This window comes from Paeniglutamicibacter sulfureus (assembly GCF_030512175.1).
GTDB classification, from domain to species: Bacteria; Actinomycetota; Actinomycetes; order Actinomycetales; family Micrococcaceae; genus Paeniglutamicibacter; species Paeniglutamicibacter sulfureus.
On record NZ_JAULBL010000002.1, the window covers coordinates 743581 to 759942 of the forward strand.

Here is a 16362-nt window from a genome sequence, read left to right on the forward strand (position 1 = left end):
TTTGGCAGAGTTACACACTGCCCGGAGGGGGCGCTACCAAGTCACCGGAATACCACTACTAGGAGGGGCTATTTGGCAGAAAGCGAGGAAGTAATGCTTGCCACGGCTCAATTAACTCAGCGTACGAACCATCATCTCTGTTCGCTTCCAGAGTGGTGAATCCATAACAGGCTGGACCACCAACAACTATGAGCCCCGGCAAGCAGTACCGAATCTACACACCGAATCTACGACACTTCGACGGTGGGAGCGTGGGGTCGGTCTGGAGCCATGACGCTGAACCCAGCTTTTCCCTTCGGTGCGGCAGCATGGGGAAGAGCCCAGGAGAATAGCGTCACGATATTCTCTGGATTGACCACGCCTGGAGGCAATGCGCTGGGATCCGAAACTGCCGCGTGGCCGTCCCATTGATCTGCTGCGAGTGTAATGATGACTGCCCCCGTCGTTCGGGAAGAAGGGTCGTTGGGCCCCTTTTTCTTAGTGAAGTCCTCTTCCAGCGGCATTCGTGTCCATCTAGACGATCCAGAGAAATCCCCCCGCTCGCGTCTGTTTCGTTCAATTATAGGGAACGAAACCGATCCCGTAACGTCGAGATCAATCTTGCGCATGGCCGGGTTTTTTGAAGGAATTGGCATGACGACCTTGAAGTCAGTGATACTTCCCTTGCTGATTGCTTCTTTTACGAAGGCAATGTCCGCATCTGCAAAGCCGGGTTTGCTCCACTCAAATGACGCCAGAGCGTCGATGACCACTTGTGCGGGCACGAGGCCTGTCTTGGCTTTATAAGATGACTGCTTCTCAGTAGTGGTCGTGTAAAAGAAGGTTTCCTCATCCGTCAGAAGGTTGAGCACTGGAGCAATAGCCATCAGATTCTCGCGGTTCTTGGATTCCTGTGGATTCCGCGCGGGGAGATAGAAGAAGTCCTTAAATCTGTCGCCCTTTGCGTATTGAACGATCTGAGCGTTGTACATACGGTTGCGTGCAGTGGGCCTGAGCCACGGCAAGCTTTGGGATACGAGCGGTGGGATATCGATGGGGCGCACTTGAGGTTGCCCATTTTCATCGAGTTCAGCGAACTGTTCAAGTTGGTCTCGAAACTCTTCCTCATCCTCGATCATGGATTCAAACGCCTCGTACAGATCATAAGGAGTGGGATTCCTGGGCGACGCCGGAACATTCCGTCCAATGTACAGCCGCACAAGATCTCGATAACCCGGCCGGAAACCGAACCAACGACCCATCTGCATCAAAGTGTCTGCTGCAAGCGCCTTGCGGGAGTACCAAGTAACAGTAAGGCCCTCAATCGTAAATCCACGGGAGAGTTTCGCCCCTCCCACCAGCATTTTCCACACAGGCCCTTTTTGGAAGTCAGCTCCCGCCTGAGTGTATTCGCTGTCCTTGTCGCCGTTGACTACCGCGATTGGGCGGAGGCCGCTTTCAATGCGCTTTACGACTTCTGGAATGTAGACGCCGACGTCATCAAACGAGGAAGGGACCGGGTGCATTCGATAATCGGGTAACTCCGAATCGTTCCTCGTCGCCAGTCCTCGCATGACAACGTCAAAATCGTCTGTCCATAGAGCTGCGATGCGGTCATATCCGTCGAAGCCCAGATAATCGGATCTCTTCCACAGGCGGTGTATTTCCTCAGCCAGGGCTTGGTGCTCAACCTGCTTCACAGATTCATGGAAAAGCATGGTGTGATGCTTGAAGTCTCCATGGCTGCCTCTAGCTTCGCGCCAGAGCTTGATCGCTCCGGAGAGAACAAATGAATCCACGGCTCTCTGCATTTCACGTTGCCGCAGCTCCACAGTGTTGTGCCCTGATGATATGTCCCTAACGTAGGCCGCTTGGTTGCTTGAAACAGCCGTTCTGGTCTCTCCAGGTTCAAGGACCATATCGCGGTCGTGAAAGGAGCGTCCGCCCATGTATGTGGCGGGAGGGGTCAAACTGAAAATGAAGTCCTTGGGATAAATGTCCTCAACGTCCGCAGCATCAATGAAGACGTTGGCGAAGGGGGTTGCCGTGTATCCGACGTACTGGGCACGTGGCAAGATTCCCAACAGTTCCGACAAGAGTTTGTTTATGGCAGTCCGCTCTCGAGACTGCTGGTTTTCTTCATCTTGTTCTTCTTTGGTCAGCGTCAGCGGGGGCTTCTTCGTATTGATTCCGGCCTGGTCAGCCTCATCATCAATGATCAGAGCGGGATAGTCTTGAGTGTTGCCGCGAATCTGTTTGAGATCCTTGATGACCTTACGCAATACGGCTGCATTCTTTTTGATCACCACCAGACGGACTGGTGTATCCCACAGGTTGTCCGGATGGTAGATCTTCTGCTCAGGGTTGCGTATATGTGATTTGTAATCGAGAGTACTGAGACCGGCTCTCAGCGACTTATAGTCTTCTTTGCTTTTCGTCAGGCGAATGATGTGGGGAACGCCTGGAACGCTTTCAGGGTCGTAGCCGAACTTCACGAATTTATCGCCCGCCAACCAGTCTTCATCCCGGTTCGCAATGTAATCGATGGTTTCTTGGGCAAGTGCTTCATCCGAAAGATCTATGCCGCCGACAATGTTTTCGAAACCCACTAGCTCCTTGTCAAGGCGGCGTTGGGTCTGGCTTCGAAGAAGCTCAAGGGTGCCGGTCAATACGATGATGAGTCGATAACCTGCATCAATCGCTTTGGCTACGGTGCCTGTGAAATTCGCAGTTTTGCCGCTTTGGACATGACCCACGACAAGGCCTTTCGTTTGGTAGGTTTCGTCCCATGTGGGGTCTGCGAACCTACTAACGATTTCTGTGGTTGATTCATCCAACGCAACGATGGCATCAGCACTGAACCCACGGCGTTTTAATACGCCTTGGTAGACATCCCAGTAATGGCTCCGAGCTCGACGATCCGATGAATACCATGGCCAGCGGCCATCGGTTGGATTCGCGACGATCGTTCCAGCATTGATGATCGGATAGTAGGAGTTGATGGATCGATATTCGCTTTCGGCAAAGCCGAGTTTCCCAAGCACGTATGCGCGTCTTTCGGGGCCCTTGGGCTGGATGGAGGACGAGGAGGCTTCGTTGATAAGCCAATATGCATCGGTTGTCTGGTCCCATCTGGATAGAGCCAGCCGAAATTCGACCTGTATCTGATCGTTCGGATCCCCTTCGCGTGTCAGCAGATTGATTAAATCTGCAGGGGTGAGTGTCTCTACTCCGTCTTCCTCCAAGGAGAAATTGACACGATTTAGGAGCGGTTTTGGACCCTTCTCCGCAATCATCGCGATGGCGCTTGTGATGGCGTCGACCTGGGCTTCTGACTTTGGCATCAGGACATCCTTAGTAGAGTAACCGAGTAATCAATGAATCCGTTTAACTCTTCTGGTATCGAATTGGATTGCAGGTGTGATACGTCGGTCCTGTATGAAATTTCGGACAGATGCTCGTAGTTTGCTAGCAACTGGCGCAGAACCGAGTCTTGCATAGAGGGGAAGTTTTCATTCACGGCGTAGAAGGCTGGTCGTGAGCGGAGCACGTACTTGTTGTTATATGAATCGGAGTCCGCCGCCCTCCACCCCAAACTCGCCAAATAATCATTGAAGGGTGCTGAATGATGTCCCAGATCGTCTCGAACCTCCCTTACCAGTTGGAGGAGGCTAAATGAGTTGTCAGCAGTGCCGGCTGCGGTGATCTGGATGGAAAGGAAAAAAAGTGCACGGTTAACGGTTGGCTCGAGCTGTGTGGCTGAGCCAATGCGGTGGGTTCGTCGTTCCGATTTCGTAGTCTTGACTTCTAGGTCGAAGGTACCGAAAGAGAAATCGTGTTGCTCTGCTTCCGGTCCGAGCCAAGATGTCAGTGCAGTGACCGGGTCCATGCGGCAGAGATACTTCAATAGAAGGAGCTCTCCCAGTAGACCAGTCTGCTTCTCAGAGCTCAGCAAGCTCCGATTTTGAAGCAGCAGCTCATATTCGTTAAGGCTCCGTGAAATGGCGTTAGAAAAGAGATTACCGTGCTGCAATTCTTCGACGATCTTGGCAATAAATGAGTACGCCGCATAGTGCATCCCCTCGGCCGCGAGCTTCAGGCTAAAGTAGTCCTGCGTTGAATCGTTTAGGTATTCAATATCAATGTTTTCGAAGAGACTGAGGTCGGGAATCGAGCCGTCCCCTGGAACCTGGAGTTCAATGAATTGGGTGGATGGTTCGATTCGAAGCTCACAATGAGGATCTTGCAAAAGGAGGTGTACGACAGGAGTAGGTGATTTGAAATAGCGCTCAACGGTTTCGGGATCCAGTCTGGGAATTGTTCCCGGGGGGCTTTGGTGCATCGTCTACTCACTACCATTCTTCTCGGGGTCTGGCGCACTAAAATCTTCAGCAAATGCCGATAACAGAACGTCATTCAGGAGGCGTTGTCGCTCTTCTCTCACAGCGCTCCATCGTTGCTCAACTTTGAAATCGTTTTCCAGAAGAAAATAAAGGAAAGTCTTGAGCAACTGTCCGTCCCGGTTGCTAAAGCGTCCTTCGGATCCATAAATTTTCCGCACAATTTCTACATTGATGTCGATTCGTCGCGCTATGCGATCGGCCCTGAAGAGCTCGGTGGCTGGGAGGGTGACGAAACGGAGATCAATTGAATCGGATTCAGCGAAATTCTGGAGGTCATTTAACCGGGACATAACCGCGGGGTTCAGGCCTATCGAGGGTTCAACGAGCTGTATTTCTTGGCGCTTCATCCTCTTGGAATCTTTGTGCGCCCTTTGAAGGTCGGAAAAGTAAGATTCCAAGGAAACGGGTGAAGGCCCCAAACTACGAGAACTAGCCATTGATTTGGTGAAATCTGCCGAGTATACGGGCGTTACTTTCTCAGGATTGAGAGTTATGTAGTGATCGCCATCTGCCTCCAAATCGATCTTGATTCGACCAAGCCCCAATTCTTTTTTCGGAAGACGGAGACCGGCCCAGTTTTGGCCACCCGATATGAGTCTCCCCCGTCGATATAAGTAGATTCCTTGCCTAGCTTCTCCAGGTTCCCCATACAGGTTAAACGTTGGAGAGTTTAGGCGCGGGGGAAACATATGTGCCTCAATCGTGCAGGATGTTCCATCCGGAAGATCGACTAGAAAATTACGTGGGTAGCTGTCGCGATGCAAAGAATCTTTGAACGGGTCAATGGCACCCACCAGAAGCGGGGGGAGAGCCCGTTTGCGATCAACGTCGAATGTATCTATTGCTATTTCTACGTTTCCGAGTTCCAAGTGACGATGAAATGTGACTCCAAGGTGTTCGCGGATGGAACGAAGGTTGGCTGATCTCCATTCCGTAAGCTCTCCTTGATCGGATGTGTGAATCACATCTTTCAGGCCGCGCCACTCGACCACGGTGCCGCTTGAAAGGTCCATACCCGACACGTCTTCGAGTCGCTCATTTGCGGCCCCTGCCTCCATCACCCCCACGCTGAAGTCGAGGCTTACGGACTGGTCCATTCTGCGACCAACTGCTGGTCCCCACTTCTGACGTGAATAGATTTCGAAGGAATAAGCCTGGGATAGGGAGGCAGCCTTGAGGCCGAGCCCAAAATGTCCCAGGTCCTCCGCTTCGTACTCCCGCCTCGCCCCAAAAGTCATCGCACGTTTGATTCCCTCGGCTGTTAGGCCGTTTCCGTTGTCGATGATTTGCAGCCCCAAGATGCTGGTGCCCTGCTGCACGAAGCGGATCCGTACGTGTGTGGCAGCGGCATCTATTGAATTATCAACTAGGTCGGCCAGGGCGCTTGTAAGGGTGTGGTGCATGCCAATAGCGGCAATTGTCGAAGGGTCCGGCAGGACAGTCTCAAAAGACCATTGCCGCTCGTCAAGTTCGTATCCAGCCATCATTTTTCTTAATGCTCAAACCGGGCTTGGCCGCCGAGTTTCGATATATTTTCCATTACTTTGTCAGCCGATTCACTGGCGATACCTCGCGAGGCATCCACTTCAAAGTTGAGTCTTAAGTCAAAGACGTCAGCATCGGGAGTATCCAGATAGCGAAGCACCGCCTGTTCAATCAATTTCATTTGTTCGTCCAAGTTCCTAGATGCGTCAAGAGGGATAAATCCGCTGACATGCGTCTTGAGCTGCTGCTCGGGCTCTGCGGCGGGTTCGTCATTTTCCGTAGCATCCGGGGCGGTTTTCGCTAATCGGCGCATCTCTGCTTCAACGTCCGCGGTACGCCGAGAACTGCCGGCTTCCAATAACAGAGCGGTGAGCAGCCTTCTACTGGATAGGGCTGAGGAATAGTAGAATTTCATACCCTCGCGAAAAGTCTCATGTGCTTCCACATTTTGCTCGTCGTTGAAGCTGTTTGACCGGATTGTACGCAACGAAAGGCAGGGGACGCATTTGGAGCTCCGCCTGATTTTTGCTTCAACCTGAGACAAGAAGGGAAACAGATCGTTAATGGTCTTGGTTTCCGATTCCACATCCTCCGAGTATTCGAAAGCGCTAAATAGATCCACCTTAATCGCTTGGAGTTTCCACCGTTCTGCCAGGGGAACCGACAGTTCCGTGTTTCCGACATACAGTGCTGGTTTCTTCGCGGATTTCAAAAGAAACTGGTATGTATCGTCGTCGTTTGCTACAACGACAAAATCCGCTGGGTATCGGGTGCTGGAACCATCGGCTTGCTGGACTACTAACTCTTTGGGTCGACGAACACCAAGTTTTGCCAAAATTCCATATAGCTCATGAACTCGTCCAACCGGGAGCTTTTCTTCAGCCAAGGGCAGAGCAAAGCCCCAGTTGATGGCATCGACCGAATCCGCCAATCCAAGCTTCTCAGCGTGTGCCGGCCCAGGATAGGGAAGGAAGCCGACAGGTATCTCGTTTACTGCGCCGGTGCAATACTTGACGTCAACCAAGTCCAGTCGCGTTTGGAGGACCCCAAAGTTCCGGACCCACCACATGTCTGGTCCCTCGATGGTTTGCGCAGTCTTGTAGGCGCTACTGAACTCCACCTTAGATTTGTACTGTTCGGCAGAAAGTATTCTTTGGGTTACCTTTTCGCGTGTGCGAACAGACGCTTTGCACAGGAGATGGAGCCCTTCAGTTCCCATCGCGGTGCTGAAACGAAGTGATGCTTTTGACACAGGTACGGCTGAATTGACTGATTCTTCCGAGATTCTCGCAGCCTCCGCCGACTGCCACATCTCATACGTTTTCCCACTGTTCATAGAGGTGGGATCCGACAGGCCACTCTTAATCTTGAGATTCTTCAGGAGGTTGAGGTCCTGCCTGTGAAATTGATCGTCCACAAGTAGGTGTTCGTCTCCTATGCTGCCAGAAGCGATCAATCCGTTGGGAAGCCAAACGTTAATGGTGGGCCGCCAAAGGCCGTCTTTTGAACGGATAAGCAGTTTGTCGATGTCGATCCAACTGTTAATGATAGTCAAGAGTTCGGGAACTGGTAGAGCTCTCGAAAGGCGCCAAAAAGACTCTGCTGCCCCCGCGTCCTCGTAGTCCTTTGAAACCTGTCGGGCGACTCGATCAACCTTGCCCCTGCCATCAAGAGCCTGGAAGTCCAAGGCTTTCAGCAAAGTACCCGAGTCACCGTGGTGCAGGAGTTCGTAGGAAACGAGGTTATCTCCCTTGTCTTCTCCATCCAGCGGAAGGAACACTTTTGTAGTGATGGGCGGCCGGGCGCTCCCATCCTGCATGAGTATGATTCTGCTTCGGCGCATGGCGGCCTGATGCTCCGGATGGCGCTTATCGATCTCCACCGCGACTCTCAAGGCATTTTCGAAGTCGTCGAGCCGATGGCCATGCGTGATTTCTTCAAGCCATTTCTCGACTGGTGCTCTACCCTTGTTAGCGTTGCCAAGGAGCCGGCGCACCATGAGCCGGCGTTCCTTGGTAGTCGATGCGGACCGGTGCAACCAGGGCCGATCTATCTTCACCGAGTTATCCCACATCTCTTCAATGCGAGTGGCTTCGTCTAGGTCAGGGGGGAAGAAAAGATCGGAAATGGGCTGAGGCACCCCGGCCCTGTCTGGCAGGCAGGGGACGGTCGATAGAGCAACGAAGATCGGCTCATTGATGACGGTGTCCGCCCAGGAAATGATCTCGCGTCCGCGAGCAGGCAATAGATCCAAAAACGAGGCGGGATCCTTTTCATCGTGAAACGTCGATAACGCCCCGGCTACCAGTATTGGGACAGCCTTCTGGAGGATTTCCTTGTTGTAAAGCGTGTGAAGCATGCTGTGGCGGTCTTCGTTCATCTTGAAGGCCGCGTTCACAATTCCCCGCAGTGTTGTCACATGGCTTGTCGGGAAGTAGTTCCAGAAGGAGCCTCGCTGGCGGCGGGGATTGCCAACCAGGGGTACTGCCCAAGTGACTTCGACGATTTCTCGAGCTGCGATCGACCCTGCCTCTACGGCAGCTTGCTCACTGATGCGATGCATATATCGGAAGATTCGCCATTCTTCCTTCGTTTCACTGTCTTCCAAGATGATATTGGAGCCATCACGTCGTGCAGACCACGCCGTAAAAGTCCCGTCAATTCTGTTTTCGAACTCTAGGGAACCAACGTTCTGTGAAAATAGCAGAAATTCATGAGGAAAATCGTGCATCTCCTTGCCGAGCCATGCAGGTTGCTGAACCAAAGGGAGCTTTACAACCGTCGTCGCCCAGGACATGAGTTCTCCCAGAATGGGATCGGAACCGGCTGCATCAACAGGATCCACTGGAGTCGCGATTCGTAATACGGGGTATGACGTCAGTCCCGGATACAGCGGTTCCAGGAGCTCATTGCTACGTCCTCGGTCCCATCTAACGGAACCGCTGGTGCTGAAAATTTGAGGGGCGTCCGAAATCTGAATGACCGACTTGAAACCAAGTCCGAATCGCCCAATCTGGTCGTCTCTCTTCTCCGAGGAATGCGACAGCATCAACGTACGGTATCCGGCCTCAGTAAAGGGCGAACCTTCATTCGCGCAGTAGAGCGCATGCTCCGTTAGCACGATCCGTATGCGGCCATTTGGAAGATCGACGGCATCGGCTGCGTTCTGGATTAGCTCATTCAGCTGTTTACGCCCATACCCACTCTGAGTAATCGCCTGTTCGATATTGCTATGTTCGCGTACCAAATCCGGACGTGCTTTGTACGCGTTCAATGCTTGCTGTGTCTCGCCTTCCACAAAGCGGCTCAGTTCGCTCTCGATACCCGCCCAAGATCCGTATGGCAAAGTGTGTCTCCCAAGAAAATTGATGACCGTCAAACATCCGCTGCGGAATGACAGATGTACTTGTTTTGCAGAGTATCCCATGGGCGACCATTGCAAAAAAACACGACTCGCTTCTTCGGTGAAAAATTTCAAGAGAGTTCTGATTTAGCGTTGTTAACGCGTAGTGGCATCTTTTTATGGAAGTATTTCTAATTAGCGCTTCAATAATGCGTTGCAGTGAGCTCATCGAACAGGCAGCCGGGGTGCGCATGGTGATCCTGTGCAACCCCGGCAACCCCACCGGACGGGTCCACGCCGAATCGGACCTGCAAGGCACTTGAGCAGGCGCTTGCGGAGAACCCTCAGCTGTTGCTGCTCGCCGACGAGGCCTACGCCCTCACCAACTTTGACGGCTTGGGGTTCACTTCCGCACGGTAAAACGTCAGGTTGGATTCCCCGTGCACCGTGGTGCCCTTGTTGCCAATCGTGGTCTTCTTGACGCCCAGCAAGTCGCCCAATTGCTGTGCTCGCATATGCATCGGCTGCGACGGGTCGAACAGGAAGTTCTCCGACACTAGCGCGTTGAGGATCCCGCTGGCCCAGATCCGCAGGTCTCCGCGCAGATGTGAGGATGATCGTTTGCGCGCGAGTTTGCCCACCGCATTGCGGGAACCAGAGGTTTGGGGTGATTAGGCCAAAGTGGCGGTGAGGGACGTGCGACCGGTTCGCACCTCCACGCTGGTGCAAGGGGAGCTTGCTCAGTTGCGCAGGTCAATTCCCGTGGTTTCCTTTCTATGTCATAGAAAAGGCTGAGCCCAGATTGACGATGATCGTGTAGACATTGAATGCCCATCCAAGATTCGCAGAGTTGGAATAGGCGTTCAAGTGGAAGTACCGCTGATAATCGCGACGGTGAGCAACATTTCCTTGCTCAGGATACGGCGCGGTAGTGTTCGGCTGGGATAACCAGCCGAACACTACCGCCCTCTAAGACTCAGCTAACCTTCAAAAGGTGTTGCGGCGATCCTAGAATCGTCTCGTGGCATACCAATCCGCTTTGCTTTGCAGCGTCTAGTGGACTTCTACGTCCTCATAGGTTTCAACTTCTTCGTGGCCTTTGCTGGCCATTTTCGTCTCGACGCTCTTGAAGGAGACGTTCGGGTCGGTGTGGACGACAAGAACGCCAACTCCGCCTGCAGACAGCAGCGCCTTCAGGCCAGAGCGCACCTCGTCTTCGCTGCGGGCCGACTCCACATTGCACCCTATGGCGAAAGCAATAGCAGCGTGATCAAAGGGGTGGAAGTCGGACAGTAGGGGACGATCGCCTTGTCCGTGCTTAACCCAGCCAAGCATTTGGTTGTCCATCAGCACCGCGATAAGCGTGCGCTGACTCTCCACAGCAGTCATGAGCGCGTGGAGGCTCATGGCGAAGCCCCCGTCGCCGGTCACCGCGACGGGGAGTCGGCCGGGATCAGCGAAGTTGACTGCCAGCGATGCTTGGATGGCGTAGCCCATGCCTCCGCCGCCGTTGGGTTGAAGTAGGTCCATTCCCTCACGGACCTGAAAGTCGTGCAGCATGTATATGCGGTTCTCGCCTGCGTCGCAGGTGAGAGTCGCGTGGGATGGCAGTACTTCGCTCAGGATCCGCGCGAGTCGACGGGGATGGACGCGTTCCCGATCTTTCCAATCTTCGATGTTGATCTCGTTGTACAGTCCGCCACTGGCGAGGACATGTGTTTCACCCTCGAAACTCTTATCTCCGAGCGCTTTGGAAAGCATCGGAAGCGCAGCTGCGGCGTCCCCTAGGATCCCCGTGGCTACCGGCTGGGTCCAGCCAATGTTCAGCGGCTCTATATCAATCTGTACGATCGCCTGGCGTCCGGCGTCGACCAGGTCTTTCCGCTCATTTAGCAGATCCGAGGAGCCCAGCTTCGTCGCGATGGCGATGATGACATCAGCCCTCGCGACGAGCTCGTTCGCGGAGTCTTGGCCGTGTGATCCCATGGTCCCTCCCGCTAGAGAAGATTCTTCGTTGAACACTCCCTTGCCGCTCGACGTCGTCACTACGGGGATTCCGTGGGCTCGGGCGAATGCGGCAAGAGCTGCACGGGACTTCTCGGAGCGAGCACCATTGCCGGCGATGATCACGGGAGTAATCGCCTTAGCGAGCACCTTTGCAGCTTCCGCAATCGATTCCTCAGACGGTGTGGGATTGATCGGCGCGTAACCCTTCGTGGCATGAAGTCGCTCAACTCCATCCTCACCGAGGGGAGCGAGAAGCGCAGCTGAATGGAACACAACAGTCACCGGCCCAGGCTGCCCGGTCATGGCGTGTTTGTAGGCGAGCTGGGTCATCTGCACGGCCTGCACCGGATCGATCGCCACGAACACGCGCTTACTGATCGCATCCATGGCCCGGGCCAGATCGTATGCCCCGTACCCACCGAAGCCCGACTGGTATGGACCGTGGTGCGAGAAGCTTCCTCCCTCTGTAGCATCGATGAGGATCACTGCCGGGGATGCCCCGAGGTGGGCCTCCATAACCCCGATGCCGCCAGCCCCAAGAACCCACGCGCCTTGCGCCATTACTACGGCTGGAGTGTGTGCGATGCGGCCGTAGGCCTCGGCCATGACCGTACCGATGGACTCCTCGCGCACTAGGACGCACTCCACGCGGTCCTGCATGCTATGAAGCGCGTCATAGATATTGATCGTGTGGCCACCTGGCATACCGAAGACGAGCGGGCGTTCGAATTCTGCGATGACCTTGGCGACGCCTGTGGCGCCGAAATCGTTTGCACTAAAGTTCATGATCTTCTTTCCTTCTTTCTAACTGTGTGTCAGGGTTTTAAAATTCGGTAGTGCCGCCGTCGATCGGGATGACGGTTCCTGTCACGTAGGAACTCTGATCAGTGGCGAGGAATTGTAGGACATCTGCGCAATCCTCAGGTGTACCGAATCGGCGTAGGGCTACCTCATCCGTGAGTGATTCGCTGCCCATGGATTCGAACATGACTGAAAGGCGTCCGGTGGCGATGTAGCCGGGCGCTACGCAGTTGACAGTGATCCCTGCCGGGCCCAGTTCCTGAGCCAGATACTTCGTGTACATGATGATCCCGGCTTTGGCTGCGCCGTAGTGGGCGTAGCCTCCGCCTCGGTCCGCACGACGTCCGGCCTGCGACGACACCGTGATGATGCGCCCCCAACCGTTGTCTCGCATGTGCGGTACCGCAGCCCGGCAAGTGAAGTAGGTGCCGTAGAGATTGCGCTCCACCACGGCAGTGAAATCCGAAGGGTCCACACTGCTAGCTAGGGTGGTCGCAGGTGTTCCGGATCCACCTCCCGCGTTACAAACGACAATGTCGATGCTGCCGAATTCTGCGGCGATCTGGTCGAAGGTGGACTTCACCGAGTCCTCCTCGGTCACATCACACGTGTAGGACTCGGCCTTCCGGCCAAATTTCCTAAGGGCTTCTTCGGCCGGAGTTCCGCCGACGAGCTTGTTCTCGGCGTCATATTCCTCATAGGACCGAACGTTCTGGTCGACAACAGCAACGTCGGCACCCAGCTGGGCAAGTCTGAGCGCATACGCGCGCCCAATTCCTCGTGCGCCGCCGGTGACTATGGCTGTCTTGCCGTTAAGCGATTTGGCACTCATTTGCTCACTTCTTTCCTTGTTTCGCTCGGATCGGGGGAGAAGGACGCAATGCCGAGCATTACGTCTTTCAGCCGGGGGTCGGTCAGCAGGGCTTCGCCTGTTCCCGATAGATATGTCTGGCCCTCCTGCATGGCATAAGCGCGGTCGGCCATCCGCAGCGTGCGGGTGACGTTCTGTTCGACGATCAGCACGGTGACGCCCTGATCTGCGACGTTGCGGATGATATCGAACAACTGGGACACGACGATGGGTGCGAGGCCTAATGAGGGTTCATCGAGCATCATCAACTTTGGTTTGGCCATTAGGGCGCGGCCAATGGCGAGCATTTGCTGCTGACCACCACTGAGCTCACCAGCGCGTTGTGCCTTTTTCTCGGCGAGAATCGGCAGCATCGCATAGATCTCGTCTTGGGTCGCTTTCGCGCCGGTGCGGGCCTTCTTTGAGTAAGACCCCAGCAAAAGGTTGTCCTCGACTGACAGGTTCTTGAACAGGTGCCTGTTCTCCGGCACTTGTACCAGGCCCAACTCCGGGAGTTTTGACGGTGCGGCATCGGTGATGTCGTGACCGTTGAACATGACTGATCCTGACGTCAACCTGTTGAATCCCGAGATCGCGTTGATGACGGTAGTCTTCCCTGCACCATTGGCGCCGACGAGAGCCACGATTTCACCGTCATCCACATGGAACGACATGGAGTTCAATACACGAATGTGTCCGTAGGCGAAATCGGCGTTGGAAATATCAAGAAGCGGCATACGTCTCTCCTAGGTAGGACTGAATAACGGCCTGGTCGTTGAAGACTTCGTCTGCAGTGCCCTCGGCGATCTTCTTGCCTTGATTCATCACCACGATGCGTTGCGCCAGTTCGGTGACAGCCTTCATGACGTGTTCAACCACAATGAGGGTTGTTCCGGATCGGTTGATATCGCGGAGCGTGTCAAGGAACCCATCGAGTTCCTCAGGGTTGAGGCCAGCCATCATTTCGTCGAGGAGGAGCACCTTGGGCCCGGTCGCAAGCGCCCGTGCGACTTCCATCCGTTTCTGGCCCGACAGCGTCAGGTCCTGCGCCACCACCTGCATCTTGTCGCCGAGGCCCACGGTGCGACATGCGTCGGCGGCGATCTCGTGGGCAGCGGCAGTGGACGACGTTTGTGAGAATGCTCCGACCATCGCATTCTCGATAGCCGTCATCCCTTGTAGCGGCCTCACGACCTGGAAGGTCCTAGCAACGCCGCGTCGACACATTTCGAAGTCTCGGGCTTTGGTGACGTCTTCGCCGAACGCCACGATCTTTCCCGTGGTCGGTTGCGTCGAGCCGGCGATCAGGTTGAAAAGCGTGCTCTTACCCGCGCCGTTGGCTCCGACGAGCCCCAATAGTTCTCCATTGTTGACGTGGAAGTCCACTCCGTCGACGGCGCGCACACCACCGTAGTGCTTCGACACTCCGGTTGCTTCGATCAGGCGCTCAGCCATGTGAGTCCTCCTCATGCTCATTGGTGGCCAAGGTTGGCCCCCCTGGTGGGGTCTTAGCCGCAGGCTTCCTAGACGTTCCGTCGCGCGACTTCCGGAGCTTCCATCGATCGATGCCTTGCTGGATGAATCCCCACAAGCCTTTGGGTGCGAAGAGCACTACGAGGATCAGCACGATGCCATAGATCAAGGTGTGCAGGCCGGGAACCCCGCCCCCGAACTGATCGAGAATCAAGTTGCTGAGGGGCACCAAGAGTGCCGCGCCGACCAGCGGCCCATATATGAAACCGGCACCGCCAACGACCGCCAGTGCCAGCACTTCGATGGAGAATTCGATGCCAAAAGCGCTGTTAGGTGAAACATAGAGAATGTACTGGCCGTAGATTGTGCCGAGGCCGCCCACTAGAACGCCACTGACGGTGGCGGCAATGAGTTTGACGCGCATCGCGTTTACGCCCAGGGCACGGGCAGCGTCCTCATCGTCGCGCACGGCTGCTAGCTGGTATCCGAGCTTGCGGCGCAGGATATATGAGGAGACGAACACGCAGAGGGCTAGGAATGCGCCAGCAAGCACCACGTAGGACCAACGATTCTCGAATATCATGTTCGCCAGTCCCGGCTCGTACGGGATGGGCATGCCTACGTGACCACGGGTGAGGTCTTGAAGCTCCACCGAGAGGTAAAACATGATCATGCCGGCAGCGAGCGTGGCAAGAGCGAAGTATGGCCCGCGGAGCCTGAATGCCGGGATACCGATAAGCAGGGATAGCACTCCGCCCGCTACCATTCCGACAATCATGCCGATCCAAGGAGAAACACCGTAATTTACAAACAGGATCGCGTTGGCGTACGCGCCGACTCCGAAGAATGCCGCATGGCCAAGCGATATCTGCCCGGCGAAGCCGCCGACTATGTTCCATGCCGTCGCCGCGGATGCCCAAATCAACGTCATGACGAGGATGTGCGATGTCGAGTCGCTAGAGAAGAACGCGATGATCGTGAGCACGGCAGTGAGTGCAAGGATAATCGCCGGAGGTGTGAACTCGGAGCGCAGTGAGCCAGCCTCGGAATTGATTTCCTCCACCGCGTTATCGCCCAGTTTAGCTTCTGCAATCATGCTGGCTTCGGTTTTCATGCTGCTTCTCCTTTCATGATTCCGCGCGGGAGAACGACGAGGATAACGCCGAACAGGGCTAGGACGATGACTTGGCTAAGAGCCGCACCGACAAAATAGCCGGACACTGACTCGACGACTCCGACGATGAGACCACCGATAAGGGCACCGACGACGCTTCCGAGGCCGCCTAGGACCACCACGACGAAGGCGATGGTCATCATGGTCATGCCAATGGTCGGGAAAACGGGATAGATCGGCAGGAGCACTGCAGCCGCGATACCGGCCAACGCCGCTCCGACACCCATCGTGATGAGGTAAATTCTCTTCACAGGGATGCCCATTAGTTGTGCTGCGTAGCCGTCCATTGCCGTTGCCCGGATCGCCTTGCCGATAAGCGTCTTGTCAAGGAATACGAGCAGCGCCACCGTCACGACTATTGCTATAACGAAAGCGATGACACGCGTCATACCCAAGTTGATGGGCCCCAGCGAGATCGCCCCGGTGAAGCTGTCCGACATTGTCGCGGATCGGAAATTTCCACCGAACAGCACCAACGCGAGGCTCTGCAGAACGATTCCTATCCCCAGCGTTAACACGATTTGTCGTGTGTGCCCGCTGTTGATTGTCCATTGGATCAACCCGTAGTGAATCAGCGCGCCGAACGCAAACATGACTATGGCCACGATTGGCAGCGCGACGTAAGGGGAAAGCCCGAGCCCTTGGTTCAAGAAGAAGGTAAGAAACATGCCCACCATCATGAAATCACCATGTGCGAAGTTCACGACCTTGAGAACTCCGAAGATGAGCGTGATACCGCCAGCCAACAGTGCGTATACACCTCCGATCAACAGTCCAGAGGCGATGAGTTGTATGAAAGTCATGGAAAAATCCTTTCCGATCGAGTGTTAGCCGAACGGGGCTAGCG

At 54.9% G+C, this 16362-nt stretch carries 11 protein-coding genes; all 11 read right to left on the bottom strand.

The annotated features are described in order from the left end of the window. Positions 1 to 227: 227 nt before the first annotated feature. The 11 genes from Q2T94_RS10090 to Q2T94_RS10140 all read right to left on the bottom strand — a co-directional run bounded on the left by Q2T94_RS10090 (position 228) and on the right by Q2T94_RS10140 (position 16318). Complete coding sequence (locus tag Q2T94_RS10090) at positions 228 to 3323, bottom strand: Z1 domain-containing protein (RefSeq protein WP_302264057.1); 3096 nt, start codon at positions 3321 to 3323, stop codon at positions 228 to 230. Beyond that, positions 3323 to 4321 carry a PD-(D/E)XK motif protein gene (locus tag Q2T94_RS10095; RefSeq protein WP_302264059.1) on the bottom strand — a complete coding sequence of 333 codons (999 nt, stop codon included), beginning with the start codon at positions 4319 to 4321 and terminating at the stop codon, positions 3323 to 3325. Before Q2T94_RS10095 ends, Q2T94_RS10090 begins: the two co-directional genes overlap by 1 nt. Before the next feature lie 3 nt (positions 4322 to 4324). Further along, positions 4325 to 5866, bottom strand: a complete 1542-nt coding sequence (locus Q2T94_RS10100) for an ATP-binding protein (RefSeq protein WP_302264061.1) — start codon at positions 5864 to 5866, stop codon at positions 4325 to 4327. Between the two features lie 8 nt (positions 5867 to 5874). Next, on the bottom strand, positions 5875 to 9345 hold the full coding sequence (locus Q2T94_RS10105) for a sacsin N-terminal ATP-binding-like domain-containing protein (protein WP_302264063.1): 3471 nt from the start codon (positions 9343 to 9345) through the stop codon (positions 5875 to 5877). Between the two features lie 236 nt (positions 9346 to 9581). Continuing rightward, positions 9582 to 9851 (bottom strand): DUF6398 domain-containing protein, encoded by a 270-nt coding sequence (locus tag Q2T94_RS10110; RefSeq protein ID WP_302264065.1) that lies wholly within the window; start codon positions 9849 to 9851, stop codon positions 9582 to 9584. Positions 9852 to 10263: 412 nt separating this feature from the next. Then, positions 10264 to 12003, bottom strand: a complete 1740-nt coding sequence (locus tag Q2T94_RS10115; protein ID WP_302264066.1) for a thiamine pyrophosphate-binding protein — start codon at positions 12001 to 12003, stop codon at positions 10264 to 10266. Between the two features lie 37 nt (positions 12004 to 12040). After that, the gene (locus Q2T94_RS10120) at positions 12041 to 12850 is read right to left on the bottom strand and encodes an SDR family NAD(P)-dependent oxidoreductase (protein ID WP_302264068.1); all 810 of its coding nucleotides are present in this window, start codon (positions 12848 to 12850) and stop codon (positions 12041 to 12043) included. Beyond that, a complete protein-coding gene (locus tag Q2T94_RS10125; protein WP_302264069.1) occupies positions 12847 to 13605 on the bottom strand; it encodes an ABC transporter ATP-binding protein in 759 nt (252 codons plus the stop codon). The genes Q2T94_RS10120 and Q2T94_RS10125 overlap by 4 nt, the downstream gene beginning before the upstream one ends. Further along, positions 13592 to 14323, bottom strand: coding sequence for an ABC transporter ATP-binding protein (locus Q2T94_RS10130; RefSeq protein ID WP_302264071.1), 732 nt, complete (start codon positions 14321 to 14323; stop codon positions 13592 to 13594). Before Q2T94_RS10130 ends, Q2T94_RS10125 begins: the two co-directional genes overlap by 14 nt. After that, on the bottom strand, positions 14316 to 15455 hold the full coding sequence (locus Q2T94_RS10135) for a branched-chain amino acid ABC transporter permease (RefSeq protein ID WP_302264073.1): 1140 nt from the start codon (positions 15453 to 15455) through the stop codon (positions 14316 to 14318). Before Q2T94_RS10135 ends, Q2T94_RS10130 begins: the two co-directional genes overlap by 8 nt. After that, a complete protein-coding gene (locus tag Q2T94_RS10140; protein WP_302264074.1) occupies positions 15452 to 16318 on the bottom strand; it encodes a branched-chain amino acid ABC transporter permease in 867 nt (288 codons plus the stop codon). The genes Q2T94_RS10135 and Q2T94_RS10140 overlap by 4 nt, the downstream gene beginning before the upstream one ends. Positions 16319 to 16362: the final 44 nt, after the last annotated feature.